This is a genomic window from Achromobacter sp. GD03932, assembly GCF_029839485.1.
In the GTDB taxonomy this organism is placed as follows: domain Bacteria; phylum Pseudomonadota; class Gammaproteobacteria; order Burkholderiales; family Burkholderiaceae_B; genus Achromobacter; species Achromobacter bronchisepticus_A.
Map to the genome: position 1 here is coordinate 23,168 of NZ_JAOCAT010000026.1, position 25,851 is coordinate 49,018.

The window sequence follows — 25,851 nt, forward strand, 5'->3', positions numbered from 1 at the left end:
CTCATGTTCAGCTGGATGGTATGGACCACTCCCGTCGCTGTGTTCTTTTCCTGCATCGTGCTGATGCTGGTCGGCATGACGGTGTGGGAACTGAAATCGCCCACGGCCGAGCGCAAGGGCTTCCTGCCCCTGCGCACCACGCGCGGCGACCGGCTTTTCATCGGCCTGATGGCCGCGGCCTGGCTCAATCTTGCGTTCCTGGGGTTAGGCCAAAAGGCTGCGGAATGGTTTTCGCTGGACGAGCCGCCATCGGTTTGGATCAGTTTCATCGCGTCCATGCTGCTGCTGGCATTCGTCATGAGGAAAGGCTGAAGAGGGGCGTCAGACCCTTCGCGTATTCAAGAGGTTGGTAAGGACTATCGGCCAGCGTCTTCCCCGGCCAGCGGTCCGCAGCAAACGATGGGGAAGACTTATCGAGGAGACAGGTCATGAAATTGCGCATGCACGCCATGGCAGCCGCCATCGCCCTGATCGGGACTTCGGCGGCCTGGGCTGGCGAACCGGAAGCGAAGAAGTGGGTCGAATCGGAGTTCCAACCTTCATCGCTGTCCAAGGACCAGCAGATGGCCGAGATGAAATGGTTCATCGAGGCCGCCGCCAAGCTCAAGGCCAAAGGAGTGAACGAGATCAGCGTGGTGTCGGAAACCATCACCACGCACGAGTACGAGTCCAAGACGCTGGCCAAGGCTTTTTCGGAGATCACCGGCATCAAGGTCAACCACGACCTGATCCAGGAAGGCGACGTGGTCGAGAAGCTGCAGACCTCGATGCAGTCCGGCAAATCCATCTATGACGGCTGGATTTCGGATTCCGACCTGATCGGCACGCACTACCGCTACGGCGCCATCCTGCCCCTGTCCGACTATATGGCCGGTGCGGGCAAGGAATGGACCAATCCCAACCTGGACCTGAAGGACTTCATCGGCACCAAGTTCACCACCGCGCCAGACGGCAAGCTCTACCAGCTGCCCGACCAGCAGTTCGCCAACGTCTACTGGTTCCGCGCCGACTGGTTCGCGCGGCAGGACCTGAAGGACAAGTTCAAGGCCAAGTACGGCTACGAGCTGGGCGTGCCCACCAACTGGTCCGCCTATGAAGACATCGCCGACTTCTTCTCCAACGACGTCAAGGAACTGGACGGCAAGAAGGTCTATGGCCACATGGACTACGGCAAGAAGGACCCGTCGCTGGGCTGGCGCTTCACCGACGCGTGGCTGTCCATGGCCGGCGCCGCCGACAAGGGCCTGCCCAACGGCATGCCGGTGGACGAGTGGGGCATCCGCGTGGCGGACGACAAGTGCACGCCGGTCGGCGCGTCGGTGGCGCGCGGCGGCGCCACCAACAGTCCGGCCGCGGTCTATGCCCTGACCAAGTACGTGGACTGGATGAAGAAGTATGCGCCGCAGCAGGCCATGGGCATGACCTTCTCGGAATCCGGCCCGGTGCCCGCCCAGGGCCAGATCGCGCAGCAGATCTTCTGGTACACGGCCTTCACCGCCGACATGACCAAGAAGGGCCTGCCGGTGGTCAACGATGATGGCACGCCGAAGTGGCGCATGGCCCCGTCGCCCTACGGCCCGTACTGGAAGGACGGCATGCAGAACGGCTACCAGGACGTGGGCTCGTGGACCTTCTTCAAGTCCACCAACCCGGACAAGATGGCGGCGGCCTGGCTGTACGCGCAGTTCGTCACGTCCAAGTCGGTGTCGCTGAAGAAGTCCATCACCGGCCTGACCTTCATCCGCGACAGCGACATCAACAGCGAGTTCTTCACCAAGAACGCGGCGAACTACGGCGGCCTGATCGAGTTCTACCGCAGCCCGGCGCGCGTGGCGTGGACGCCCACCGGCAACAACGTGCCTGACTATCCCAAGCTGGCGCAGCTGTGGTGGAAGAACGTCGCCACCGCGGTCACCGGCGAAAAGACCCCGCAGGCCGCCATGGACAACCTGGCCAATGAAATGGACCAGGTCATGGCGCGGCTGGAGCGGGCCGGCATGGCGCAGTGCGCGCCCAAGCTCAACCCCAAGAGCGACCCCAGCAAGTGGCTGTCGGACCAGCATGCGCCGTGGAAGAAACTGGCCAACGAAAAGCCCAAGGGCGAGACGATCGCCTATGAGAAGCTGCTCGATGCGTGGAAGCAGGGCAAGGTGAGGTAAGCCGGCCGAACGCTGCAGACGGCCCGGACCCGGCAATGCGCCGGGTCCTTTTTTTTCCCGTCAGTGTATGACCCGCGCCGCCTTGCGCGCGCGCTTGACTTCATACATGCGGGTGTCGGCCAGGCGCACGGCGGCTTCGGCGTCCAGGCCACGCGGGTCCAGCGCCACCACGCCGACGCTGGCGCCTTCGTACGGGACGGTTGCGTCGCCGAGCTGGTAGCGGCCCACGGTGGCGGCGGTGGCGCGCTCTTCCAGGGAACGGGCGGCTTCCTCGGCATCGCCGCGCGGCGCGTGCACGCCATGGGGGCCGTCGCCCGCAGCCAGGGCCGGGCCGGGGCCGATCAGCACGAATTCGTCGCCGCCCATGCGACCCAGCATGTCCGAACCGCGCAGCGCCGCGGAGATGCGGCGCGACACTTCCTGCAGGAACACATCGCCTTGCTGGTGGCCATAGACGTCGTTGATGCCCTTGAAACCGTCCAGGTCGATCACGCCCACCAGCACGCTGCCGCCTTCGCGGATGGCGCGCGCCTGCAGGCGGTCCAGCGCCTCGTAGAGCGCGCGGCGGTTGGGCAGGCCGGTGAGCGCGTCGGTCAGCGCATACGACATGAGCTGGACGTTGGCGGCATGGAGCTGTTCCATCAGCATTTCGCGTTCCAGGAAGCGGGCGATCACGCTGGAGAACAGTTTCAGCACCGATTCGGCCTGCGGCTCGATCCGGTGCTGCGTGGCGCTGGCGGCACACAGGGTGCCGAACAGCATGCCCTCATCCGTGCGCACCGGCGCGCTCAGATAGGTTTGGATGCCCAGTTGCCGGGCGGCGTCGGAATCCGGCCAGCAGCTGGAGACGTCGCTGGTGCACATGCGGCCTTCGTCCAGCGCGCGTTTGCACAGCGTGTCGTCCCAGGGCACGGACAGGCCTTCGGGGATTTGCAGTGTTCCGGCGTTGCGCGCGTAGCGGATGCGCTGGAGATCGGCCTTCAGGTCGATGGACGTGAGGTAGGTGGATTCCAGCCCGGTCACTGCGCCCAGCATGTCCAGCAGCGGGCGGGTCAGCTGTTCGACCGACTTGGCCTCGGGCAGGGTGGTCGACAGTTCTGCAAGTATCGGATCCAGCACGGCGTCTCCAGGAAGCATGGGCATATGGGTGGGCATTATGCACGCTGCGCAGCGGCTTGCATGGAACCGTCGCGCAGGACTACCCTGGACTTTCCACACGCGGCGGCCGGGCTCGACGGGTAGCGGCCGCCAGGGAGGCAGGCATGCATCACGCGAGCGAACTGCGCGGCCGGGTGGCCGTGGTGACAGGCGCATCCTCCGGCATCGGCCGGGCCATCGCGATCGGGCTGGCGGCGGCTGGCGCGCAGGTGGTGGTGAATCATCGCGCGGGCGGCGATTCGCAGGGGCGGGCCGCGGCCGTCGCCGAAGCGATCCAGCGGCAGGGCGGTTCGGCCGTCACCGCGGCCGCCGACATCAGCAAGGAGTCCGAGGTGGAGCACCTGTTTGCGCAGGCGCTGCAGCATTACGGGAGGCTGGACATCCTGGTCAACAACGCGGGCATAGAACATCCCGCGCCGATTGCGGACATGACGCTGGCCGACTGGCAGCGCGTCATCGACGTGAACCTGACGGGGCAGTTCCTATGTGCGCGCGCCGCTGCGCGGCAGTTCCAGTCGCAACCGGTCGACCCGGCGCGGCAGAGGCTGGCGGCGGGCAACATCGTTTTCATCAGTTCCGTGCACGAGGCCATACCCTGGGCCTTCCAGGTGAACTACGCGGCATCCAAGGGGGGCGTGTCGATGCTGATGAAATCGCTGGCGCAGGAGCTGGCGCCGGCCCGGATACGCGTCAATTCGATTGCGCCGGGCGCCATACGCACAGCCATCAACCAGCCGGCCTGGGATACGCCGGAAAGCCTGGCCAGGCTGTTGCAGCTGATTCCCTACGGCCGCATCGGCGAACCCGAAGACGTGGCGCGGGCCGCCGTGTGGCTGGCCAGCGACGCGTCCGATTACGTCACCGGCACGACCCTGTTCGTCGACGGCGGCATGACGCTGTATCCCGAATTCCGTGGCGCGGGCTAGGCCATGTCCAAGCCCCTGGAAGACTATGGCCTGATCGGCAATATGCTGTCCGCCGCGCTGGTGGCGCGCGACGGCTCCATCGATTGGCTGTGCCTGCCGCATTTCGATTCGCCCGCCTGCTTCGCGGCGCTGCTGGGCGATGAACGGCATGGACGCTGGCGCATCGCGCCGCACGCACGGAACTGCACGGTATCGCGCCGCTACGTGCCGGATACCGCGGTGCTGGAAACGCGCTACGAAACCGGCTCGGGCACGGCGCTGCTGTACGACTTCATGCCCTTGAGCGACGACGACGAGCGCGCCGACGTGGTGCGCATCGTGCGCGGCGAATCCGGACACGTGCAGATGGACATGGAGATGGAGCTACGCTTCAACTATGGGCAGGCCGTGCCCTGGGTGCGCCGGCGTGACTATGGCCTGAGCGCCATCGCGGGCCCCGACGCGGTCGAGCTGCACACGCCGGTGGACCTGGCGGGGCACGAGCTCACCACCACGGCGCGCTTCACCGTGCATCCGGGCCGGGTGGTGCCGTTCACGCTGTCTTACCACCGTTCGCACCGCACTCCGCATTTCGTGCCGGACCGCGTGGAAAGCATGGACCGCACCATTTCCTGGTGGCAGGAATGGGCCAAGCGCTGCCGCTGGGAGGGCAGCGAGGAAGGCCGCGACGCCGTGGTGCGCTCGCTGATTACCTTGAAGCTGCTGACCTTTCACCCGACCGGCGGCATCATCGCCGCGCCCACGACCTCGCTGCCGGAAGCCCTGGGCGGCAGCCGCAACTGGGACTACCGGCACTGCTGGCTGCGCGATTCGGCGCTGACTTTGTACGCCTTGCTCAATGCAGGCTACCGAGAGGAGGCCGAGGCCTGGCGCCAATGGCTGTTGCGCGCGGTGGCCGGGCATCCCGACCAGTTGCAGATCATGTATGGCATCGCCGGCGAACGCTGGCTGCCCGAACTTGAAATCCCCTGGCTGCCGGGCTATGAGGGCAGCCTGCCGGTGCGCCGCGGCAACGGCGCCGCCGGCCAGAGCCAGCTGGACGTCTATGGCGAACTGATCGAAACCCTGTATGCGGCGCGCGCCGCGGACCTGGCGCCGCTGGCCGAGGCCTGGCGCCTGCAGAACGTGCTGCTGGAGCCGTTGAAGCGCCGTTGGCAGGATCTGGACCACGGCATCTGGGAAGTGCGGGGCGAGCGCCGCGCCTTCACCCATTCGCGCTTGATGTGCTGGGTGGCCTTCGACCGCGCGGTGCAATCCTGCGATCGCTTCGGCCTGCGCGGGCCGCGCGATGAATGGCAGCGCCTGGCCGACCGCATCCGGGCGGACATCTGCAAGCATGGCTACAACCAGGCCCGCGGCAGCTTCGTGCAGAGCTATGGGTCGGACGAGCTGGATGCCAGCCTGCTGCTCATCCCCCAGGTGGGTTTCCTGCCCGCGGACGATCCGCGCGTCACTGGCACGGTGCGCGCTATCGAGCGCGAACTGCTGCGCGACGGCCTGCTGCTGCGCTATTCCAACCAGCATGCCAGCGACGGCTTGCCGGGCGACGAAGGGGTGTTCCTGGCCTGCAGCTTCTGGCTGGCCGACGCCTACGTCATGCAGGGGCGCATCGATGACGCCGAACGCCTGTTCGAGCGGCTGCTGGGGCTGCGCAACGACCTGGGCCTGCTGGCCGAGGAATACGACGTGACTCGGCGCCGCCTGGTGGGCAACTTCCCGCAAGGGTTCTCGCACATCGGGCTGGTCAATACCGCCTACAACCTGAGCCGCGCCAGCGGTCCGGCGCGTCAGCGTTCCGAGCAGGACGCGCCGCGGGAATAGGCCGCGCAGCGGCGTCCCGCGTTTGCTGGCCCGGTGTATTCTGGCGATCTAACGGTCGCCCCAAGGCGGGCCGAACCGCAGAACAGAGCAGGCCGCGCGTCGGCCGCCACCGCATCCAGGAGAGACAAGCATGCTTTTGACCGAAGAACAGCTCAGCGTCCAGGAAATGGCGCGCCGCTTCGCGCAGGAGCGCCTGGCGCCCAACTCGGAACGCTGGGACCGCGAGCATCACTATCCCGCCGACGCCATCGCCGAAATGGCGCAGCTGGGCTTTTTCGGCATGCTGGTGCCCGAAGCCTGGGACGGCAACGACAGCGGGTATATCTCGTACGCCGTCGCGCTGGAGGAAATCGCGGCTGGCAATGGCGCCTGCTCCACCATCATGAGCGTGCACAATTCGGTCGCCTGCATGCCCATCCTGAAGTTCGGCACCGACGCGCAGAAAGAACAGTTCCTGCGTCCGTTGGCAACGGGCGAGCATATCGGCGGATTTGCGCTGACCGAGCCGCAGGCGGGCTCGGACGCCAGCAGCCTGCACACCCGGGCGCGCCGCGATGGCGACGACTACATCCTGAATGGCGCCAAGCAGTTCATCACGTCGGGGCGCAGCGGCCAGGTCGTGATCGTGTTCGCCGTGACCGACCCGGATGCCGGCAAGCGCGGCATCTCGGCCTTCATCGTGCCTACCGATACTCCGGGCTACAAGGTGCTGAGGGTGGAAGACAAGCTGGGCCAGCATGCTTCCGACACCTGCCAGATCGCGTTCGAGGACATGCGCATTCCGGCGGCCTGCCGGCTGGGCGCGGAGGGCGAGGGCTACAAGATCGCCCTGTCCAACCTGGAGGGCGGGCGCATCGGCATCGCGTCCCAATCCGTGGGCATGGCGCGCGCGGCCTACGAATGCGCGCGCGACTATGCGCGCGACCGGCAGGCCTTCGGCAAACCCATCATGGAGCATCAGGCGGTCGCGTTCCGCCTGGCCGACATGGCCACGCAGATCCATGCGGCGCGCCAGATGGTGCTGCATGCGGCAGCCTTGCGCGAAGCCGGCAGGCCGGCGCTGACGGAAGCGTCCATGGCCAAGCTGTTCGCCTCCGAGATGGCCGAAAAGGTCTGCTCCGCCGCCATCCAGACGCTGGGCGGCTACGGCTATCTGAAGGATTTTCCGGTCGAGCGCATCTATCGCGACGTGCGCGTCTGCCAGATCTATGAGGGCACCAGCGACATCCAGCGCCTGGTGATCGCCCGGGCCTTGTAAACGGTAGACTAGGCCGGCTGGCGCCGGCCGCGCCGCGCCCACAGCGCGTAGACGATGATGTTGCCCACGATCAGCAAGGCCGCCAGCACGATCTGCGTGCCGCGAGTGATGCCTTCGGGGTAGATCAGCGCCAGCACGTAGTGTTCGATGAAGCCGCCGCCATAGCCTTGCTGGCCGGCCTGCTGGCGCAGCGAAATCTCCAGCGGCGTCAGCGGGCAGATCCAGCCCATGCCTATCACCAGCGCGCCCCAGGCCAGCGCCGGCAGGTGCAGGTAGGCGATCCAGCGCTTCCACAGCGCCAGCAGTCCGCCGAACACCACGAAGGCAACAAAGAGGCCATGCACGGCCAGCACAAGGTCTGCAAGCAGGCGGTAGCTCATGACCGCACCCGGCTCAGGGCTTGAGGTCGCGCAGCAGCTTGGCCAGTTCGGGCGCCGTCATCAGCGACACGCCCTGCGACTTGGCGTATTGCAGCGCATTGTCCGAGATCTCGCCAAGCGCGATGTATATCGCTTCGCGCGCCCCGCGCTTTTCGCGCGCGGCCTGCAGCTCGCGCAGCGGTTCGACGCCGACGCGCGCGGCTTTCCAGCGCTTGGCGCTGACCAGCGCGACGTGGCCGTCCTTGGTCAGCGCGAAATCGGCGCCGGGCAGTTGCAGGCGCTGCACTTCACAGCCGTCGCGGCGAAAGCCCGCTTCGACGGTTTTGGAAAAATCCGCCCAGGACATGCCGGCAGCGGCTTCGGCCACGGCCTGCACCCGCGCGCCCGAGGGCGCGCGCAATTGCTTGTAGGCCGCCATGATGGCGATGACCGCGAACGGCACCGCCGCGAACACACCCATCGCGGCGTACTCCAGCGGCAGCGCGGCAAAGCCGGCGGCCGACAGCAGCACGGCCACGCCGGCGCTCATCCACCAGGGCGAACGCAGCAGCACGGCAAAAATGGAGTTCTGGGACATCTTGAGTTTCATGGCGGCTCGCGGTCGGGCGGGTTGTGAGGGCTTCAGGCGTCCTGGCCGCCAGCGTCGGGGCCGCGCACGACGATGCGCACGTCGCCGCAGGTCACGATCTGGCCGGCGCGGATCTTGGCCGTCTTGCGGCTTTCGACCACGCCGCCCACGCTGACGTGGCCTTCGGCCACCAGCATCTTGCCCGCGCCGCCGCTGTCGCACACGCCGGTGGCCTTGAGCAGCTGGTTCACTTCAATATAGGGGCTGCCTTCGGCCAGCGTGAATTCGATGATGGGCATAGCGAGAGTTTGGTAGAGAGGTGAGGGCGGGGCGCTCAGGCCTGGCCGCCGCCGTTGGCGCCGTCCTGCGCGGGGGCGGGAGGCTCCTGCGCGGCGGGACGGTTGTTGGTGGTTTCGGCGCGAGCCATCCAGGCGATCAGGGACGAACGCATGGCTTCCTCGACCGACATCTGGATGGGCTGGACCCATTCCTGCGGCACGAACACGGTATAGCCGCCGATCATGTAGCCCATCGGCAGGTACACGGCCACGCGCTCGCCCTGGCTGAAGCCTTCGGGCAAGCCTTCCATGTTGCGGCGCGTGACCAGGCCGACCAGCTCCAGCTGTTGGCCAGGCACGCGCAGGATCACGACCTGCTGGGCGGTGTTCTTGGAACTGGGGGAGAAATAGTCCGCGAAACTCTTCAGCGACGAATAGATGCTCTTGACCACCGGCAGGTTGGTGAACGGCATTTCCAGCAGCACCAGCACGCGCTGCACGCGTTCCTTGGATACGAGGTAGCCGATGGCCAGGATGCCGAGGATGCCCAGCGCCAGGCCCATGCCCGGCACGTAGAACCCGCCGATGAAGGGGCGCAGGAATGTCAGCGCCACGGCTTCGGTCCACGCCAGGAAGATGTAGAGCAGGTAGATCGTCAGGGCCAGCGGCAGGACCGTGATCAGTCCGCGGAAGAAGTACTTGTAGAGACGGGTCATAGACATAGGCAAATAAATTAGGGTCGGATTACGCGGCAAAGGCACGCGCCGAGGGGCCGCCAGCATAGCAGCCAGCGCGGACCCGACCGGTAACAATCGGCGTGCGGCCAGCGGAAGCGGCGCGCGCCTAGCGGTCCACGGGCAGGTACAGCGTCTCCTTGATCTCCTCCATGACCACGTAGCTGCGAGATTCGGCGGACGCGGGCAGGCGCTTGAGGATTTCGCCGAGGAGACGGCGGTATTCGTTCATTTCGGTCAGGCGGGCCTTGACCAGATAGTCGAAGTCGCCGGATACCAGATGGCATTCCATGACTTCGGGCACGTACAGCAGTTCTTTCTTGACCTTGTCGAACACGTCGCCGGACTTGGCCGACAGTTTGATCTCCAGGAAGACCAGCAGGTTCTTGCCCAGCGCAGCCGGATTGACGCGCGCATGGTAACCCGTGATGACGCCTTCGCGCTCCATGCGCTTGACGCGGTCGGAGCAGGGGGTGGCGGACAGGCTGATCCGGTCGGCCAGTTCGGTCACGGAAATGCGGCCTTCCCGCTGCAGGATATCCAGGATTTTCAGGTCGATACGGTCTAGCTCGCGCATTTCACTTTTGGCGATCGAAAAACAGGAGGTGGCCGGGAAAAAGCACTGGCAAAGCAAAATCTTCAGTGCTTTTCACTGCTGAGAGGCCCATAGACTACCGAAATTCCTGAACAAAACCAATCACCGGAAAGAATCATGCACGTCATCGTCCTCGGCAGCGGCGTCATCGGCACCACCACCGCCTATTATCTGGCCCTCCAGGGCGCCAAAGTCACGGTGCTGGACCGCCAGCCTTCGGCGGCGCAGGAGACCAGCTACGCCAACGCCGGACAGGTTTCGCCGGGTTATTCCACGCCCTGGGCCGCGCCCGGCATTCCGCTGAAGGCCATCAAGTGGCTGTTCCAGAAGCATGCCCCGCTGGCGATCCGCCTGGACGGCAGCCTGTTCCAGCTGAAATGGATGGCGTCCATGCTGGCCAACTGTTCGGCCGAACGCTACGCGGTGAACAAGGAGCGCATGCTGCGCCTGTCCGAGTACAGCCGCGATTGCCTGCGCGAACTGCGCCAGTCCACCGGCATCCACTACGAAGAGCGCACCCGCGGCACGCTGCAGCTGTTCCGCACCGAGGCCCAGCTGGAAGCCGCCCGCCGCGACATCGCGGTGCTGGAAGAAGTGGGCGTGCCCTACGAACTGCTGGACCGCAATCGCCTGGTGACGGCCGAGCCCGCCCTGGCGCGCTCGCTGCACAAGCTGAGCGGCGGCCTGCGCCTGCCCAATGACGAAACCGGCGACTGCCAGCTGTTCACGACGCGCCTGGCCGAATTGGCCAAGGGTCTGGGCGTGGAGTTCCGTTTCGGCCAGACGGTGTCGGGCCTGAACACGGCCGGCGGCCAGATCACCGGCGTGCGCGTGGGCAATGAAGTGCTGACCGCCGACCGCTATGTCGCCGCCTTCGGCAGCTACACGCGCGATTTCCTCAAGCCGCTGGACCTGGACCTGCCGGTGTATCCGCTCAAGGGTTACTCGCTGACCATCCCCATGGCGGACGAATCGGCCGCGCCGGTTTCGACCATCCTGGATGAAACCTACAAGATCGCCGTGACGCGTTTCGACCAGCGCATCCGCGTGGGCGGCATGGCCGAGATCGCGGGCTTCGATCTGCGCCTGAAGGAGGCCCGCCGCAAGACGCTGGAGCTGGTCGTCAACGACCTGTTCCCGGGCAGCGGCCACGTGGCTCAGGCCGAGTTCTGGACTGGCCTGCGTCCCATGACGCCGGACGGCACCCCGGTGGTCGGCGCGACCCGCTACGGCAACCTGTACCTGAACACCGGCCACGGCACGCTGGGCTGGACCATGGCCTGCGGCTCGGGCAAGCTGGTGGCCGACCAGGTCATGGGCCAGCGTCCCGCCATCCGCACCGATGGCCTGGACCTGTCGCGCTACGACCGCAAGGCCGTGTCCAGCCAGTCGCTGGTGCTGGACGGCAAGAGCGCCTGATTACTGTTTCCTCCCCTCGGCCCAGGCCGCAAGCCTGGCCTGCAGCGGCCCCGCCAGCGCAGAACGCCGGCGGGGCCGCTGTCTTCACGGCTGCTGCGCTTGCGCCAATTGCTCCAGCATGGCCAGTACGGCGGGCTGCGTTTCATCGAGACGCCAGATGCCGCGCAGATCCGACGGGGTCGACGCATGCGTCAGGGGACGGCAAACCAGATTCGGCAATTGCACCTTTCCCAGCGAAGCTGGAACCAGCGACACGCCGAATTCATGCGATACCAGGGTGGCGATCGTCAGCATGTTGCGGACCTTGTGCCGGATATGTGGCGTGAAGCCGGCCTGTAGGCAAAGCGCCAGTATCTTGTCGTAGTAGCCCGGCGAGAAATCCCGGGGAAACAGCACGAAGTCGTCGTGTTGCAACTGCTGCGCGGCGATCGTCTGGAGTCCGGCCAGGGGATGCGTTGCCGGCAGCAGGCAGACGAAGTCCTCGCGGTGCAGTACGCGTGACGCGACGCCGGATGGCATCACCCGGGGATGCACGATCCCGATATCGATCTGGCCGCGCAGCAGCGCGTCGATTTGTTCGTAGCTGCTGAGTTCGTACAGCACCACCTCGACGTCCGGCCGCGCCACGCAGAAGGCCCGGACGTCGGACGCCAGCCGTGTCAGGAACGACGAGCCCACGAATCCGATATGCACGGCGCCGGCTTCGCCATTGGCGGCGCGCCGCGCCTGTTCCTCGGCGTCGCGCGCCAGCGCCAGCAGTTTCAACGCTTCCCGATAGATCACCTTGCCGGCCTCGGTCAGCGCCACTTCGCGCGTGGTGCGCCGCAGCAGTTCCATGCCTAGCGAGGATTCCAACTGGCGGATGTTGAAGCTGAGGGGAGGCTGGCTGATGGACAGGCGCTTGGCGGCCCTGCCGAAATGCAGCTCCTCGGCGACGGCCACGAAGTAGCGGAGTTGACGCAGATCCATGGAGAGGCTCGCGGACTAGGGGACTCTGACAGGCTGGAAAAGATTGATCCAATATCTGTATGAATAGCACAAAAAAATATATTGGACGAGAAAAATCACGTTGCCAATAATGGGTTTCACCGCGGCGACACGCGGCTATGAATCCGGGCACAGACCCGCGATCGATCCCCCAAGGAGACTCTCGTGCGTATCCCTAGCCTCATCGCGCTGGCCGCCAGCGCATTGCTTGCCGCCAGCGCCGCAAAAGCGCAGGACTATCCCCGCATGCCCATCCGTCTGATCGTGCCGTACTCGGCCGGCGGCATGACCGACGTAGTGGCGCGCGTCATCGGCCAGAAGCTTGGCGAACGGCTGGGCCAGCCGGTGATCGTGGAAAACCGCGCGGGCGCCGCCACCATCATCGGCGCGGAGATGGTGGCCAACGCCAAGCCCGACGGCTACACCTTGCTGGCGGCAACCAACACCACGCTGACAATCAATCCCTGGCTGTACCCGAAATTGCCGTATGACGCGGTCAAGAGCTTTGCGCCGATTGCGCTGGTGGCCAGCACGCCCAGCGTCATCGTCGTCAACCCGAAGGTCCCGGCGCAGACGCTGGCGCAGTTTGTGGGCCTGGCCCAGGCCAAGCCGGGCGAGTTCAGTTATGCCTCGTACGGCGCTGGCTCGACGGCGCACCTGGCCGGCGAGATGCTGCGATCCCGGGCCAGCGTCAATCTCCTGCATGTGCCGTACAAGGGCAGCGCGCCTGCCAAGGCGGCGGTGATGGGCGGCGAAGTCTCCGTCACGTTCGAACCCGCATTCACGGGCTTGCCGCAGATCCAGGCCGGCAAGCTGACCGCGCTGGCCGTCATGAGCGACAAGCGCTCCGCGGTGCTGCCGCAATTGCCGACCACGGCGGAACTGGGCTACCCGGATATGAGGATGTCCGCGTGGGTCGGCATCCTGGCGCCATCGGGCACGCCGCCGGCCATCGTCAAGTCGCTGAGCGGCGCCATCGAACAGATCATGACCCAGGCCGACGTGCGCGAAGCCCTGCTGCGCACCGGGGGAGAGCCGGTGGGGTACTTCGGCGACGCCTTCAGCGCGTACATGCGCGAGGAAAGCGCGCGCTATGGGCAGGTCATCAAGGACGCGGACATCCGCATCGATTAAAGCGCCGCATCGGCATCGAGGCTCAAGACACATGGCAATCAAACCGTTATCCCATATTCGCGTGCTCGACCTGACCCGCGTGCTGGCAGGGCCCTGGTGCACGCAGAACCTTGCCGACCTGGGCGCGGACGTGATCAAGATCGAACGCCCTGGCGCTGGCGACGATACCCGCGGCTGGGGGCCGCCCTGGATGCCTGATGCGGGAGAGCGGCCGCGCGAGGATTCGGGCTACTACGCGTCGACCAATCGCGGCAAGAAATCCGTGACGGTGGACATTTCCACCGCCGAAGGCCAGGACATCGTCCGCCGGCTGGCGGCGGACTCGGACGTGCTGGTGGAAAACTACAAGGTCGGCACCCTGGCGCGCTATGGATTGAGTTATGAAGACCTGCGCGCCGACAACCCCGCGCTGGTCTATTGCTCGATCACGGGATTCGGGCAGACCGGGCCGTATCGCCACCGGCCGGGGTACGACTTCATTTTTCAGGGCATGGGCGGCTTGATGAGCGTCACCGGCGAGGCCGATGGCCTGCCCGGCGCAGGGCCGCAGAAAGTAGGGGTCGCCGTGGCGGACATCACCACGGGCATGTACGCCAGCCTGGCGATTGCGGCCGCCTTGGCCTGGCGCGAACGCAGCGGGCAGGGGCAGCACATAGACATGGCCTTGCTGGACTGCGTGCTGGCGTTCGGCAGCAACCCCGCCGTGAACTACCTGGTGTCCGGCAAGGCGCCCAAGCGCTATGGCAACGCGCACGCCAACGCAGTGCCATACCAGGTGTTCGACACAGCGGATGGGCGCTTGATCGTGGCCGTGGGCAACGACAGCCAGTTCGCGGCCTATTGCCAGGAGATCCGGCGGCCGGACCTGGCGCAAGACCCGCGCTATGCCAAGGTAAGCGGGCGTCTGACCCATCGCGACACGCTGTTGCCCCTGCTGGCTGAAATCATGAAGACGGATACCAGCGCGGCGTGGCAGCAGCGGCTGGAACTTGCGGGGGTGCCCAGCGGACCGATCAACACCTACGCCGAGACCTTCGCCGACCCGCAGGTCGTGCACCGTGGCCTGCGCGTGGATTTGCCCTTGTCGACGGGCGGAACCTGCCCGGGCATCGCCAGCCCCATGCGGTTTTCGGCGACGCCGCTGGACCATGCCGTGGGTCCGCCCGTGCTGGGCGAGCACACAAGAGACGTGCTGACGCAGCGTCTTGGCTACTCGGATGCCGCGCTGACGCATTTGCGCGCTGCCGGCGTCATCTGATTTTCCATTGCCGACGCATGCCCGCGCGCCGCTTCAGGCGCGGCGTCCGTCCACGACCTTCAGGAGCTGTCCATGTCATTTTCAGCCAGATACGATGAATACGTACGCCCGCGTCCAGAGCGCTCTTCGCAGAGCTCCCATTTCCTCGCACCCGACTGCGCAGGCCTGGATTTCTACGCGCTGGATCGGGGTCTGCAGGACCTGCTGAGGCTGTACCTGCCCGCTGCCGCGCATGCGCAGCTGCTGCCGCAGTTCCAGCGCATGGGGCAATTGGCGGGGGGGCGCCTCAATGCCTTGGCAACCGTGGCGGACAAGTACCCGCCCGTGCTGCACGCGCGCACGCGCTGGGGCGAGGACGAAGACTGGATCGAGTACCACCCGGCCTATCAGGAGATGGAACATATCGCGTTCGCGGATTTCCAGTTCCATGCCATGAGCCATCGCGCCGGCGTGCTGGGCTGCGATGCGCCGCTGCCGCCGGTGGCGAAGTATGCGCTGCAATACTTGTTTGTCCAGGCCGAATTCGGCCAGATGTGTCCGATCAGCGTATCGGATACCTCCATACATCTGATCAGGAAATTCGGCAGTCCGGCGTTGCAGGAAAGGCTGCTGCCGCGCATGCTGTCCAGCGACCCGGCCGTGCTCTGGAAGGGGACGCAATTCATGACGGAGAAGACCGGCGGGTCCGACGTGGGTGCCCTGGAAACCGTGGCCCGCCAGACTGACGGGATCTGGCGCCTGTACGGGGAAAAATGGTTCTGCTCGCACACCGACGCGGACATCGCCTTGCTGTTGGCCCGTCCCGAAGGCGCGCCGGCGGGCACGCGCGGCTTGGCTCTGTTTGCGATGCCGCGGCGCCTGGAAGACGGCAGCCGCAATGCCTATCGCATCGTCCGGCTGAAGGACAAGCTGGGCACGCGCTCGATGGCCAGCGGCGAGATTCGCCTGGAAGGCGCCCAGGCGTACCTGGTGGGGGAGGCGGACCAGGGGCTCAAGCACATGATGGAGCAGGTCAACCTGTCGCGTTTGTCGCACGGCGTGCGCGCGGCGGCAATGATGCGGCGCTGCCTCAACGAGGCCATGCTGGCCGCGCGCCATCGGCGGGCGTTCGGACGCGATGTCATCGCCTATCCGCTGCTGCGCCGCCAGTTGTTGAAACTGCTGACGCCGACGGAAGCGGCGTTGTCGATGGTCATGGCGACGGCCGATATCATGCGGCGGGCGCAGGAGGGCGCCGCGCACGCCGCCCAGGCGCTGCGGCTGCTGACGCCGCTGCTCAAGCTGCGCACGTGCCGGGACAACATCGCCGTGGCAACGGGCGCGATGGAGATACGCGGCGGCAACGGCTACATCGAAGACTTCGTCAATGCCCGGCTGGTGCGCGACGCGCACATAGGCGTGCTATGGGAGGGAACCAGCAACATCAACGCGCTCGACGCGATCCAGCGCGCCGTGCGCAAGGATCGGGCGCACGAGGCCTTGTCGGCCTTGCTGGAGAGCAAGCTGGAGGAGGCGTCCGCCTTGCCCCGCGCCTGGCGCGCTACGGCGCGGGACTGCCTGCGCCGCGCCGTCAGCCTGGCCCAGGCCGTCGGGACGGACGAACAGCATGAGGCGCAGGTGCGCCGCGCGGCATCCGCACTCTATTACGCATCGGCGGCGGTGTTCATGGCCTGGGAGAGCTGCCAGCCCGGGGTGGATGCGCGCCGCCTGCTGCTTGCCGACGCGGTGCTGCGCCACTATCTGCTGCCCGCCGATCCCCTGCGCGACGCCGAGGCGGACGCAGAGACGCAGGGAGACAGACTGATGCTGCAAACCGAGCCCTTGACGCTGGCGCAAGTTCTGCCGGTGCTGGCTTTGTCATCCTGAGAGGAGCCGCGGCAGGGGTCTTGCTCTTACAATTCCGCGCATGACCCATTTCCTGCACACCGCCGACTGGCAGATCGGCCGACAATACGGCCAGTTTGAAACCGACGACGCCGCCATGCTGGCCGAGGCGCGCTTCGACGTCGTGGCCCGCATCGCCGCGCTGGCGGCCGAACGCGGCGTGGACGCCGTGATGGTGGCGGGCGACGTGTTCGACACGCAGGGCGTGTCGGACCGCACGATACGCCGGCTGTTCGCGGCCATGGCCGCTTACGCCGGGCCTTGGGTCATGATCGCCGGCAACCATGACGCCGCGCTGGCCGACAGCGTCTGGAGCCGGGCGATGCAGCTGGGCTGCATTCCATCCAACGTGCATGTGCCGCTGCGCACCGGCGTGGTCGATCTGGCGGCGATCAATCTCGCCGTGCTGGCCGCGCCCCTGACGCAACGCCATACCTACGACGACGTGACCCAGGCCTTCGACGCGCTGGAAACCGAAGCCGGCCGCATCCGCGTGGGCCTGGCGCACGGCAGCGTGGCGGGCCGCCTGCCGGACACCATAGACGCCACCAATCCCATCGCCCCGGACCGTGCGGCGCGCGCCCGCCTGGACTACCTGGCGCTGGGCGACTGGCACGGCTGCCTGTCCATTGACGAACGCACCTGGTATGCCGGCACGCCGGAGCAGGACCGCTTTCGCGGCAACGAGCCCGGGTACGCGCTGCATGTGCGCATCGAGGCGCCGGGCGCCACGCCCGCCGTCGAGCGGCTGGCCACGGGCAAGTACCGCTGGTCGGCCTGGACGGAAACGCTGAGCCTGCCCTCGGACGCGCAGGCGCTGGCCGCGCGCATGGCAGCGCTGCGTGCGGAAGATGTCCTGCGGCTGGAAGTGCAGGGGCACGTCAACATGGAAACCTGGGAGACGCTGCAACGCGCCGTGGACCAGGCCGCAGCGCAAGTGCGCGCGCTGTTGCCGGACCTGTCCGGCCTCATGCTGGAACCGGACGAAGCCGACCTGGCTGAACTGCGCGCCAGTGGCTACGTGGGTGAAGTAGCGGCGCAATTGCAGGCGCTGCAGGCCGATCCGGACCAATCCGCGGTCGCTGGCGAGGCATTGCGGCTGCTGCTGCGGTTCCAGCGCGAAAGCGCCGCGCCGGGAGCCGCCAAATGAAGCTGTCGCGCATCGCCCTGGAAGAATTCCGCAAGTTCCGCCAGCCCATGGCGCTGGAGGGGCTGCAGGATGGCCTGAACCTGTTCGTGGGCCCGAACGAAGCCGGCAAGAGCACCGTGGCCGCGGCCATCCGTTCCGCCTTTCTCGAACGCTACAGCACCAGCAAGGTCGCCGACCTGGCGCCGCACGGCGAGTCCGGCGCGCGGCCCAGCGTGGAACTGGAATTCACGCATGCCGGGCACAGCTACGTCCTGAAGAAGCAATTCCTGTCGCGCGCCCGCTGCGAACTGCTGATCGATGGCGGCGCGCAGCGCCTGGACGGCGAAGAAGCCGAAAACGCGCTGGCTGCCTTGCTGGGCTTTGAATTGCCGGGACGCGGCCAGAGCAAGCCGGACCTGGCGGGCATACCCGGCCTGTTGTGGATCCAGCAGGGCGACGGCCAGAACCTGCAGGAAGCAGCCGGCCATGCGGGCGCGCATCTGCGCAAAGCCTTGACGCAACTGTCCGGCGAACTGGCTTCGGGCGATGGCGACCGCCTCTACGAGCGCGTGGCCGCTGAGCGCGGCGCGTTGCTGGACGCGCGCAATGGCCGCCCCAAGGGCGCCTACAAGGAAGCGGAGGACGCGCTGGCGCGCGCCGCGGCCGAACGCGACGAATGCGCGCAGGCCATGGCGCAACTGAACGCCGACGTGGATCGCCTGGCCGAATTGCGTCGCGACCACGAGCGCGCCCAGGCCGGCGAACCCTGGAAGGACTTCGAGGCCAAGGCGGCCGAAGCGCGCGCGCGCCTGGCCGCCCTGGCCAAGGAGCGCGAAGCCTTCGACGGTCTGCGCCGCGAACAGGCGCAGGCCGCGCAGACGCTGGCGCTGTTGCAGGACCAGGTCCGGCGCGACCAGCAGGACGAGGCCGAACTCCAAGCCCTGGTCCACGAGGCCCGCGCCGCGCGCGCCCGGGTCGAGGCCGCGCGCGAACCGCTGGCGCGAGCCCAACAGCAGCGCCAGGCGCATGCCGCCGCGATGGACGCAGCGCGCCAGCGCGTCACCGCGGTACAGGCCGTGGCCGACCGGCGCGACCTGGAGCATCAACTGGCCCAGCTGGGCGCGGAGATCGAACGCCTGGACGGCGCATTGAATGAAGTCACCGCATTGATCGAGCAGGGCTCCGCGCTCAAGGCCGAGACCATGCGTCTCGAAATCGCCGACGCCGACATGGAAGCCTTGCGCAAGCGCGAACGCGAACTGGCCAATCTGCAATTGCAGCAGCAGGCCAGCGCCACGCGCCTGTCCTATCAGCTGGAAGCGGGCGGCCGGGCGCTGTTGGACGGCCGGATGCTGAGCGGCGCCGACGAGGTCTTGCTGACGGCAGCCGCCGAACTGGAACTGCCAGGCGTCGGGCGCTTGCGCATCGAGCCGGGCGGCAAGGACCTGCCCGCGCTCAAGCGCGAAATCGACGCGGCCCGGGCGGCCAGCGCGGCCTTGCTGCAACGCCTGGACGTCGAAAGCCTGGCGCAGGCCGAGCAACGCCATGCCCGCTACGGCGCCTTGCTGCGCGAACTGGAAGGCATGCGCAAGACGCTGGGCATCCATGCGCCCAAGGGCGTGGACGTGTTGCGGGGCCAGCGCGATGACGCGCTGGCGCGCCGCGCGCAATTGCAGGAACGACTGGACAAGCTGCCCGCTGCGCCCGCAGCGGACGGCGGCGATCTGCCTGCGGCGCTGCAGTCCCTGCGTGAAGCCGAGGCGGTTGCGGCGCAGGCCGAAACCGCGCTGGCCGCCGCGCAGCGCGCCATGGATACCGACGGCGCGCGCGCCCAATTGCTGGAAAACCAGGCGGCGGCGCGCAATGCCGAGCTTCAATCACCGGAGCGCGCAGCGCAACGGCAGGCCCGCGCGGGCCGGCTTGCCGAGGCGCGCAGCAGCCACGACGAGCTGGAGCGCCGCGTGCGCGACGCGCAGGCGGCATTGGCTGGCCACCGCCCCGAACTGGTCGAACAGGATGTGCAGCGCTACGAGAAGTCCGCCGCCATCGAGCGCGAGGCGCAGCACAAGCGTCACGGCGAAATCCTGCAGTTGCAAGGCAAGCTGGACCAGGCGGGCGCCCAGGGGCTGGGCGAACGCCTGTCCGAGGCCGAGGCCGCCTGCGAACGCCTGGAACGGCGGCGCGCCGACTTTGCCCGCCGCGCCGCTGCGCTGGAACTCCTGCAAAAGCTGCTGGCGGACAAGCGCGCCGCAGCCACGCAACGCCTGCAGGCGCCGCTGGCGCGCCGGCTGAACCACTACCTGGCGCTGCTGTTCCCCGAAGCCGACCTGCGGCTGGACGATGCCTTGTTGCCCATGGCGTTGCGCCGCGCCGGTGGCGAGGACCAGCTGTCCGCGCTCAGCTTCGGCACGCGTGAACAGCTGGGCATCCTGGCCCGCTTCGCCTATGCCGACCTGCTGCGCGAAGCAGGGCGGCCGACGCTGCTGCTGCTCGACGACGCGCTGGTCCACACGGACGACATGCGGCGCGACTTCATGAAGCGCGCGCTATTCGACGCGGCCACGCGGCATCAGATCCTGATGTTCACCTGCCATGGCGAAGCATGGCGCGACATGGGCGTGGAGCAGCGGCGCATCGCTTGACCGCGCCGCGCGCAGCCGGTAGGCTACGCCCCATGCCTGACCACACGTCCTTCGCCGATTTCGCGTCCGCTGCCTGCGCAGCGGATACGCGTGCGCGTGTGCTGTCCCGGCGCTCCGCAGTTTCCCCCGGTTTTTCTCCTGTCGTGTCCACGGTGGTATCGCCGCCGGTCGCGCCGCCTTGCGGCGTGGTCTCGGGCGCTTACCCGCCTTGCGCGGTCGTCGTCGGCTGACGCCGTCCGCAACGCGACTCCAGTCCTCTTTTCAAAAGCTGCGCCAGACGTCCTGATGCGTATTGCATCCGTCTAGCGCATGCCTATGCCCGCTCGCGCGGGCGGGGCTGGAGCCTGTTCATACCCCGACAGGTAGAAACCTCATGTCTTTCGATAGATCCGCGTGGACCTCCTATGGCTCCACTTCCTTGTTCGTGCTGCTGTGGAGCGGCGGCGCGATTTTCGCCAAATGGGGGTTGTCCCATGCCTCCGCCTTCGGCTTCCTGCTGTTGCGTTTCATCCTGGCGTTGGCCGTGCTGCTGCTGTTGTGCGCATGGCGGCGGCGTTGGCTGCCAGCGCCGGGCACGCGCTTGACGGTGGCGGCCACGGGCCTGCTGCTCATCGGCGGCTATTCCATCTGCTATCTGCTGGCGCTGGACCACGGCATCACGCCCGGCGTGCTGGCCACGCTGCTGGGCGCGCAGCCCATCCTGACGCTGGCCGTGATGGAAAGGCGCTATTCATTGCCGCGCCTGGCGGGCCTCGGCCTCGCCTTGTGCGGGCTGGTGATGGTGGTCTACCAGAGCATAGGCATGGCGCGCTTCTCCGCGGCCGGCATGGTCTACGCGCTGGCCGCGCTGCTCTGCATGACCAGCGGCGCCATGCTGCAGAAGCGCGTGCGCCAGACGCCCATGAACGTCATGCCGCTGCAGTACCTGGTCAGCCTGGCGCTGTGCCTGCTGTTCGTGCCGTTCCAGCCCATCCGGGTGGAGTGGGTGACAGGCTTCATCCTGCCGCTGATCTGGATGGGCCTGGTGATTTCGGTGGGCGCGACCCTGCTGTTCTACCGCATGATCCAGGCCGGCAACCTGGTCAACGTCACCAGCTTGTTCTATCTGGTTCCGGCCGGCACGGCGGCGCTGGATTACCTCATCCTGGGCAACCGGTTGTCGGCGTTGAGTCTGGGCGGGATGGCGGCGATCCTGCTGGGGCTGATGCTGGTGTTGCGCAGTCCGGCGCCGGCGGCGAAAGCGGCGCAGACCTGACTGTTGCCTATTGAGGCATGACCCCGCGGGCGGACTCCGGTGCACCCGCGGGACAACTTCTTGTGTTGCGGGTTTTCCCTGGGTATCGGAGAAAAATACCAAGTAGTATGTTCTCATCCAGTCAATTAAATACTCGTTAGTATGTTGCTGGAGACAATGATGTCCGTGATCTGGAATCCCTCGCTCGACCCGCAAGCAAGCGCGTGGCGCGACAAGGCCGCAGACTTGACCGCGCAGGCGTTTGCGCCGGCCGCCGCCGCCATAGACCGGGAACAGCGCTATCCCGTGGAGCATCTGGCGCCGTTGCGGGAAAGCGGAATCTCGGGACTCTTCATCCCGGCCGAATACGGTGGCGCAGGGGCATCGCTGACCTCGCTGGTGGCGGTGGTGGAAGCAGTGGCGCAGGGCTGCGCCTCCACGGCCGCCATCCTGGCGGCGCTGTCGCTGGGCGCGTTTCCGGTCATCCTGGGAGGCTCCGCCGAACAGAAGATGGTGTTGCTGGGCGGCTTGGCGCGGGACGGCCACGCTGTCAACTTTGCCCTGAGCGAGCGCGGCGCGGGTTCGGATGCGGCAGCCCTGTTGACCACTGCCGTGCCTGAAGGCGACGGGTGGCGCATCCGGGGTGAAAAATGCTGGCTGGGCAATGGCGGGCATTCGCGCCATTTCATCGTGTTCGCCCGTACAGGCGAGCCTGGCGCGCGCAACAACATCAGCGCGTTCGTGGTCGACCGCGATGCCAGCGGCGTAGTGGTGGACCACTACGAAGACAAGATGGGCATACGCGGCACCACCACGACCAACCTGAAACTGGACACCTGGGTCGGCGCGGAGAGCGTGGTCGGAACGCTGGGAGAAGGGCTGAAGCTCGCCTTGGCGACCCTGAGCATCGGCCGCGTGGTGGTGGCTGCCCAGGCCAATGGCATCGCCCTGTGCAGCTATGCCGAGGCGCGGGACTTCGCGGTGGGGCGCCAGACTTTCGGGCGCAGCATCATCGACCACCAGGGCGTGGGCTTCAAGTTGGCCGACGCCGCCACCGCGTTGTCGTCGTCGCGGATGATGACCTACGAGGCGGCGCGCGCCTACGACGCCGGGCAGGACATCGGCACGCTGGGCGCGATGGCCAAGCTGCTGGCCAGCGAAACCTCGCACAGCGTGGTGGACGACGCGATGCAGATCCTGGCCGGACGCGGCTACGTGAAGCCCAGCGCGGTGGAACGCTGCTACCGGGACCAGCGCATCACTGAAATCTACGAAGGCACCTCCGAAATCCAGCGCGTGGTCCTGGCCCGCGCCATCAAGAAAAGCGCAGGCGCCGCGGCGCAGCGCCGGGAGTTCGCATGAAAGCCAAGACTGCCATTCCTTATGACGAGATGCCGCTGCGGCAAGTGGAGTTGCTGGACGCTGCCGCGCATGCCTTCACCGAGATGGGATTCGCGGCGACCACGATCGATTCGGTCGCCGACCTGATCGGCGTCACGAAAGGCAGCGTCTATTACTACTACCGCAGCAAGACCGACCTATTCTTCGCCGTGCACCGGCGCGCGATGCAGTTGAACCTGGACACGGTGACGCCGCTGGCGGAGGACGCCGCCACGTCGCCGCCCCAGCGGCTCTGGAACATGGCCCATGCCCACACGCATCTGATGATGGCGCATCTGCCATACCAGCGCGTCACCGTGCAGGGCGTCGAACTGCACCTGGCCGGACGCACCACGGCGGGCCAGCGCGCCGAACTGGAAGAATTGGTGCGGCAGCGCGACCGCTACGAGTCGCTGTTCCGCAGCGTGGTCGAGGCGGGCATGGCGACCGGAGACTTCCGGCGAGGCCCGCCGGCCTTGCAGGTCAAGCCGCTGCTGGGCGCCTTGAACTGGACCACCATGTGGTATCGCCCCAGGGCCGGGGAATCCGACGGGGATCGCGAGGCGATTGCGCGCGACATTGCGGATTTCGCCGTCGCGTCCATGCAATCCCTGCTGCCCGGTTCCGTGGCGGTTCCTACTGGAGTGAATGGCCATGCATGAAATGCAATCCGAGGAACGCGGCTGGCGCGCGGTTTCCGAGTGGTATCACGCGTTCTTCACCGGCATCGTCCTGTCGGCCGTGACGCGCCGCGGCACGGCGCGCGCGGCTGAACTGGTCTACGAGATCTTCTGCCGCCAGCGCAACGAGCGCTTCCTGCCAGGCCTGAAGAAGCTGGGCATCGCGCATCTGCCGCCCGCGGTCGCGGCGGCTCAGTACCACTATCTGTCCAACCATATTGGCGGCGTGGCGGTGCAGTACATGCACGAGTCCGACCGCAAGGCCTGGATACGCTATTCCGCGCCGCGCTGGATCTGGTCGGGCACCGCGCTGTGCGCGATACCGTCGGAGGTGTCGCGCGCCATGCTGGCGGGCTGGCATGCGCAGAACGGCGTGTCGCTCAACAATCCGCGGCTGGGTTTCGTGTGCACCAAGCAGGCGGTCGACGGCCAGTCGGGACTGGAGGGCTACTACTACGAATACGACCGCGACCTGCAGCCGCACGAACGCCTGCGCTTTAGCCGCAATGAGGACGCGCCCGATTTCGACGCCGCGGCCGCGCCGACGCTGCCCACCGTGGATTGGCCCGCGACGCGCCTGGCCAAGGCCAGCCGCAACTACGCCATGGAGTACGTGCGCAGCGCCTTGCCCGTGGCGGTGAACCTGTGGGGGCCGGAGGAAGCGACCGGGCTATTGCACCTGACCGGACGAATGATAGGCATGCAGTTCTATCACGAGACGGCGCGGGCGCTGGGCGTGGAGCAGGATGGCTCCGCGCTGCAGTTCGGGCGCTTCATGGCGGCGCTGGCGCAAGCGCAGGGCGACGCGTGCGAGTTGAGCGAAACGCCGGAAGGCGTGCGCGTGACGCAAAAAGGCTGGAACCTGATGGACGCCGTGGCCGATGCGCACCCTTGCGTGGCGCAAGCCTGGAACGGCCTGCTGGAAGGCGCGCTGGATGCGCATAACCACCGGCTTGCGCTGCGCATGAGCACGCAAGCGGGCGCGCAGGGCAGGGAATTCAACTGGCTGATCGCCCGCGCCTCGGCCTGACCTTGGATTCGAAGGAGACAGACTATGCATAGCAGCGATGCCTGCGGCGCGCTCGCCGGCCTGCGCGTCATCGACGCGTCGCGCGTCCTGGCAGGGCCATTCTGCGGCCAGATGCTGGGCGACCACGGCGCCGACGTGATCAAGATCGAGTCGCCGGAAGGCGACGAATGCCGCGGCTTCGGCCCGCCGTTCGTGGATGGCAGTTCGGCTTATTTCCGCGCCGTGAACCGCAACAAGCGCAGCATGGTGCTGGACTTGAACAGCGAGGCCGGACGGGAGACGTTCTGGCAATTGCTGGAAACGGCCGACGTGCTGATCGAAAACTTCAAGGCCAGCACGCTGCGCAGTTGGGGCGTGGCCGAACCATCCGCCATCACCGAGCGCTTTCCGCGGCTGGTGCATTGCCGCATCACGGGTTTCGGCGACGATGGCCCGCTGGGCGAATTGCCAGGCTACGACGCCGCCGTGCAATCCATGGCCGGCCTGCTCAGCATCAACGGCGAGGCGGGCGGCGAACCCCTGAGGCTGGGCGTGCCGGTGGTGGACCTCACTACCGGCATGAACGCCGCGATTGCCGTGCTGTTGGCCCTGCAGGCCCGGCACCGCACGGGGCGCGGGCAGATGGCGGACGTGTGCCTCTACGATTCCGCCGTGTCGGTGGCGCATCCGTTCCTGGCCAATTACCTGGCGTCGGGCAATACGCCGCGGCCCAGCGGCAACGGGCATCCCAACATCGTGCCCTACAACGTCTACCAGACCCGGACCTGCCCCTTGTTCATCGCGGTCGCCAACGATCGCCTCTTCACCAAGCTGTGCGCGCAGCTGGGCATTGCCGGCATGGCGCAGGACGAGCGCTATAAGTCCAACGGGCAAAGAGTCGTCAACCGCGAAGCCGTGGATGCGGCGCTGGCCCAGGCGTTCGCGCAGGTCGATGGCGAGGCGTTCGGCAAGCAGTTGCTGGCGCAGAACGTGCCCGCCGCACCGATCCTGGACATGGCATCGGTGGCCGCGGCCGCCCATACCGAACATCGCCAGATGGTGGTCCGGCGCGACGATTATCACGGTCCGGGCATACCGATAAAGCTGTCCGGCACGCCGGCGGCCATACGCCGAGGCCCGCCGCGCCTGGGCGAAATGAATGCCACGACACCGCCGTCAGAGCGGTAAGGCAAACCAGGCAGTACCCATAAAACCAGG

At 66.9% G+C, this 25,851-nt stretch carries 23 protein-coding genes; 16 read left to right on the top strand and 7 right to left on the bottom strand.

Annotated features, from left to right (window positions below; all coding sequences use genetic code 11):
• The first annotated feature begins 3 nt into the window (after window positions 1-3).
• Complete coding sequence (locus tag N5C88_RS22420; protein ID WP_059380042.1) at window positions 4-312, top strand: DUF2160 domain-containing protein; 309 nt, start codon at window positions 4-6, stop codon at window positions 310-312.
• Between the two features lie 116 nt (window positions 313-428).
• The gene (locus tag N5C88_RS22425) at window positions 429-2,159 is read left to right on the top strand and encodes an ABC transporter substrate-binding protein (protein WP_280016282.1); all 1,731 of its coding nucleotides are present in this window, start codon (window positions 429-431) and stop codon (window positions 2,157-2,159) included.
• 60 nt (window positions 2,160-2,219) lie between these two features.
• On the opposite strand, the gene N5C88_RS22430 is transcribed toward N5C88_RS22425, so the two are convergent.
• On the bottom strand, window positions 2,220-3,296 hold the full coding sequence (locus tag N5C88_RS22430; RefSeq protein ID WP_280016283.1) for a sensor domain-containing diguanylate cyclase: 1,077 nt from the start codon (window positions 3,294-3,296) through the stop codon (window positions 2,220-2,222).
• A gap of 125 nt (window positions 3,297-3,421) precedes the next feature.
• Here N5C88_RS22430 and N5C88_RS22435 point away from each other — a divergent pair, with 125 nt between their 5' ends.
• From N5C88_RS22435 to N5C88_RS22445, 3 genes are all read left to right on the top strand, one after another.
• Window positions 3,422-4,243 carry a glucose 1-dehydrogenase gene (locus tag N5C88_RS22435; RefSeq protein WP_251879911.1) on the top strand — a complete coding sequence of 274 codons (822 nt, stop codon included), beginning with the start codon at window positions 3,422-3,424 and terminating at the stop codon, window positions 4,241-4,243.
• 3 nt (window positions 4,244-4,246) lie between these two features.
• Window positions 4,247-6,064, top strand: coding sequence for a glycoside hydrolase family 15 protein (locus N5C88_RS22440; protein WP_118932067.1), 1,818 nt, complete (start codon window positions 4,247-4,249; stop codon window positions 6,062-6,064).
• Window positions 6,065-6,194: 130 nt separating this feature from the next.
• Entirely contained in the window at window positions 6,195-7,322 is a 1,128-nt protein-coding gene (locus N5C88_RS22445; protein ID WP_059380046.1) for an acyl-CoA dehydrogenase family protein, read from the top strand.
• An 8-nt stretch (window positions 7,323-7,330) separates the two neighbouring features.
• On the opposite strand, the gene N5C88_RS22450 is transcribed toward N5C88_RS22445, so the two are convergent.
• The 5 genes from N5C88_RS22450 to N5C88_RS22470 form a co-directional block, all read right to left on the bottom strand.
• Window positions 7,331-7,702 (bottom strand): DUF2784 domain-containing protein, encoded by a 372-nt coding sequence (locus tag N5C88_RS22450; RefSeq protein WP_251879915.1) that lies wholly within the window; start codon window positions 7,700-7,702, stop codon window positions 7,331-7,333.
• A 13-nt stretch (window positions 7,703-7,715) separates the two neighbouring features.
• Entirely contained in the window at window positions 7,716-8,291 is a 576-nt protein-coding gene (locus N5C88_RS22455) for a restriction endonuclease (protein WP_280016284.1), read from the bottom strand.
• A gap of 32 nt (window positions 8,292-8,323) precedes the next feature.
• Window positions 8,324-8,569 (bottom strand): RNA-binding S4 domain-containing protein, encoded by a 246-nt coding sequence (locus tag N5C88_RS22460; protein WP_059380049.1) that lies wholly within the window; start codon window positions 8,567-8,569, stop codon window positions 8,324-8,326.
• Window positions 8,570-8,604: 35 nt separating this feature from the next.
• Window positions 8,605-9,264, bottom strand: a complete 660-nt coding sequence (locus N5C88_RS22465) for a DUF502 domain-containing protein (protein ID WP_059380050.1) — start codon at window positions 9,262-9,264, stop codon at window positions 8,605-8,607.
• 127 nt (window positions 9,265-9,391) lie between these two features.
• Window positions 9,392-9,859, bottom strand: coding sequence for a winged helix-turn-helix transcriptional regulator (locus N5C88_RS22470; protein ID WP_013394098.1), 468 nt, complete (start codon window positions 9,857-9,859; stop codon window positions 9,392-9,394).
• 135 nt (window positions 9,860-9,994) lie between these two features.
• On the opposite strand from N5C88_RS22470, the gene N5C88_RS22475 reads away from it, so the two are divergent.
• Window positions 9,995-11,296 carry a D-amino acid dehydrogenase gene (locus N5C88_RS22475; RefSeq protein ID WP_251879919.1) on the top strand — a complete coding sequence of 434 codons (1,302 nt, stop codon included), beginning with the start codon at window positions 9,995-9,997 and terminating at the stop codon, window positions 11,294-11,296.
• Between the two features lie 84 nt (window positions 11,297-11,380).
• Here N5C88_RS22475 and N5C88_RS22480 read toward each other — a convergent pair whose 3' ends face one another.
• Window positions 11,381-12,265, bottom strand: a complete 885-nt coding sequence (locus N5C88_RS22480) for a LysR family transcriptional regulator (protein WP_251879921.1) — start codon at window positions 12,263-12,265, stop codon at window positions 11,381-11,383.
• 183 nt (window positions 12,266-12,448) lie between these two features.
• Here N5C88_RS22480 and N5C88_RS22485 point away from each other — a divergent pair, with 183 nt between their 5' ends.
• The 10 genes from N5C88_RS22485 to N5C88_RS22530 all read left to right on the top strand — a co-directional run bounded on the left by N5C88_RS22485 (window position 12,449) and on the right by N5C88_RS22530 (window position 25,821).
• Complete coding sequence (locus N5C88_RS22485; RefSeq protein WP_059380053.1) at window positions 12,449-13,417, top strand: tripartite tricarboxylate transporter substrate binding protein; 969 nt, start codon at window positions 12,449-12,451, stop codon at window positions 13,415-13,417.
• A 31-nt stretch (window positions 13,418-13,448) separates the two neighbouring features.
• Window positions 13,449-14,675, top strand: a complete 1,227-nt coding sequence (locus N5C88_RS22490; RefSeq protein ID WP_280016285.1) for a CaiB/BaiF CoA-transferase family protein — start codon at window positions 13,449-13,451, stop codon at window positions 14,673-14,675.
• Window positions 14,676-14,747: 72 nt separating this feature from the next.
• Window positions 14,748-16,541 (top strand): acyl-CoA dehydrogenase family protein, encoded by a 1,794-nt coding sequence (locus tag N5C88_RS22495; RefSeq protein ID WP_280016286.1) that lies wholly within the window; start codon window positions 14,748-14,750, stop codon window positions 16,539-16,541.
• A gap of 40 nt (window positions 16,542-16,581) precedes the next feature.
• Window positions 16,582-17,709: a DNA repair exonuclease gene (locus N5C88_RS22500; protein WP_280016287.1), complete on the top strand. Its 1,128-nt coding sequence runs from the start codon at window positions 16,582-16,584 to the stop codon at window positions 17,707-17,709.
• The gene (locus N5C88_RS22505; protein WP_280016288.1) at window positions 17,706-20,330 is read left to right on the top strand and encodes an AAA family ATPase; all 2,625 of its coding nucleotides are present in this window, start codon (window positions 17,706-17,708) and stop codon (window positions 20,328-20,330) included. Before N5C88_RS22500 ends, N5C88_RS22505 begins: the two co-directional genes overlap by 4 nt.
• Window positions 20,331-20,703: 373 nt before the next feature.
• Window positions 20,704-21,585 carry a DMT family transporter gene (locus N5C88_RS22510; protein ID WP_118932061.1) on the top strand — a complete coding sequence of 294 codons (882 nt, stop codon included), beginning with the start codon at window positions 20,704-20,706 and terminating at the stop codon, window positions 21,583-21,585.
• Window positions 21,586-21,744: 159 nt separating this feature from the next.
• Complete coding sequence (locus N5C88_RS22515; RefSeq protein ID WP_059380059.1) at window positions 21,745-22,926, top strand: acyl-CoA dehydrogenase family protein; 1,182 nt, start codon at window positions 21,745-21,747, stop codon at window positions 22,924-22,926.
• On the top strand, window positions 22,923-23,606 hold the full coding sequence (locus tag N5C88_RS22520) for a TetR/AcrR family transcriptional regulator (RefSeq protein WP_280016289.1): 684 nt from the start codon (window positions 22,923-22,925) through the stop codon (window positions 23,604-23,606). Before N5C88_RS22515 ends, N5C88_RS22520 begins: the two co-directional genes overlap by 4 nt.
• The gene (locus N5C88_RS22525) at window positions 23,599-24,654 is read left to right on the top strand and encodes a hypothetical protein (RefSeq protein WP_251879929.1); all 1,056 of its coding nucleotides are present in this window, start codon (window positions 23,599-23,601) and stop codon (window positions 24,652-24,654) included. Before N5C88_RS22520 ends, N5C88_RS22525 begins: the two co-directional genes overlap by 8 nt.
• Before the next feature lie 24 nt (window positions 24,655-24,678).
• Window positions 24,679-25,821 (top strand): CoA transferase, encoded by a 1,143-nt coding sequence (locus N5C88_RS22530; protein WP_280016290.1) that lies wholly within the window; start codon window positions 24,679-24,681, stop codon window positions 25,819-25,821.
• The last annotated feature ends 30 nt before the right edge of the window (window positions 25,822-25,851 follow it).

Bases quoted from the DNA above. Each gene is read 5' to 3' on its own strand.
- N5C88_RS22420 (WP_059380042.1), top strand. From the start codon at position 4: ATGTTCAGCTGGATGGTATGGACCACTCCCGTCGCTGTGTTCTTTTCC.
- N5C88_RS22425 (WP_280016282.1), top strand. From the start codon at position 429: ATGAAATTGCGCATGCACGCCATGGCAGCCGCCATCGCCCTGATCGGG.
- N5C88_RS22430 (WP_280016283.1), bottom strand. From the start codon at position 3,296: ATGCTTCCTGGAGACGCCGTGCTGGATCCGATACTTGCAGAACTGTCG.
- N5C88_RS22435 (WP_251879911.1), top strand. From the start codon at position 3,422: ATGCATCACGCGAGCGAACTGCGCGGCCGGGTGGCCGTGGTGACAGGC.
- N5C88_RS22440 (WP_118932067.1), top strand. From the start codon at position 4,247: ATGTCCAAGCCCCTGGAAGACTATGGCCTGATCGGCAATATGCTGTCC.
- N5C88_RS22445 (WP_059380046.1), top strand. From the start codon at position 6,195: ATGCTTTTGACCGAAGAACAGCTCAGCGTCCAGGAAATGGCGCGCCGC.
- N5C88_RS22450 (WP_251879915.1), bottom strand. From the start codon at position 7,702: ATGAGCTACCGCCTGCTTGCAGACCTTGTGCTGGCCGTGCATGGCCTC.
- N5C88_RS22455 (WP_280016284.1), bottom strand. From the start codon at position 8,291: ATGAAACTCAAGATGTCCCAGAACTCCATTTTTGCCGTGCTGCTGCGT.
- N5C88_RS22460 (WP_059380049.1), bottom strand. From the start codon at position 8,569: ATGCCCATCATCGAATTCACGCTGGCCGAAGGCAGCCCCTATATTGAA.
- N5C88_RS22465 (WP_059380050.1), bottom strand. From the start codon at position 9,264: ATGACCCGTCTCTACAAGTACTTCTTCCGCGGACTGATCACGGTCCTG.
- N5C88_RS22470 (WP_013394098.1), bottom strand. From the start codon at position 9,859: ATGCGCGAGCTAGACCGTATCGACCTGAAAATCCTGGATATCCTGCAG.
- N5C88_RS22475 (WP_251879919.1), top strand. From the start codon at position 9,995: ATGCACGTCATCGTCCTCGGCAGCGGCGTCATCGGCACCACCACCGCC.
- N5C88_RS22480 (WP_251879921.1), bottom strand. From the start codon at position 12,265: ATGGATCTGCGTCAACTCCGCTACTTCGTGGCCGTCGCCGAGGAGCTG.
- N5C88_RS22490 (WP_280016285.1), top strand. From the start codon at position 13,449: ATGGCAATCAAACCGTTATCCCATATTCGCGTGCTCGACCTGACCCGC.
- N5C88_RS22495 (WP_280016286.1), top strand. From the start codon at position 14,748: ATGTCATTTTCAGCCAGATACGATGAATACGTACGCCCGCGTCCAGAG.
- N5C88_RS22500 (WP_280016287.1), top strand. From the start codon at position 16,582: ATGACCCATTTCCTGCACACCGCCGACTGGCAGATCGGCCGACAATAC.
- N5C88_RS22505 (WP_280016288.1), top strand. From the start codon at position 17,706: ATGAAGCTGTCGCGCATCGCCCTGGAAGAATTCCGCAAGTTCCGCCAG.
- N5C88_RS22510 (WP_118932061.1), top strand. From the start codon at position 20,704: ATGTCTTTCGATAGATCCGCGTGGACCTCCTATGGCTCCACTTCCTTG.
- N5C88_RS22515 (WP_059380059.1), top strand. From the start codon at position 21,745: ATGTCCGTGATCTGGAATCCCTCGCTCGACCCGCAAGCAAGCGCGTGG.
- N5C88_RS22520 (WP_280016289.1), top strand. From the start codon at position 22,923: ATGAAAGCCAAGACTGCCATTCCTTATGACGAGATGCCGCTGCGGCAA.
- N5C88_RS22525 (WP_251879929.1), top strand. From the start codon at position 23,599: ATGCATGAAATGCAATCCGAGGAACGCGGCTGGCGCGCGGTTTCCGAG.
- N5C88_RS22530 (WP_280016290.1), top strand. From the start codon at position 24,679: ATGCATAGCAGCGATGCCTGCGGCGCGCTCGCCGGCCTGCGCGTCATC.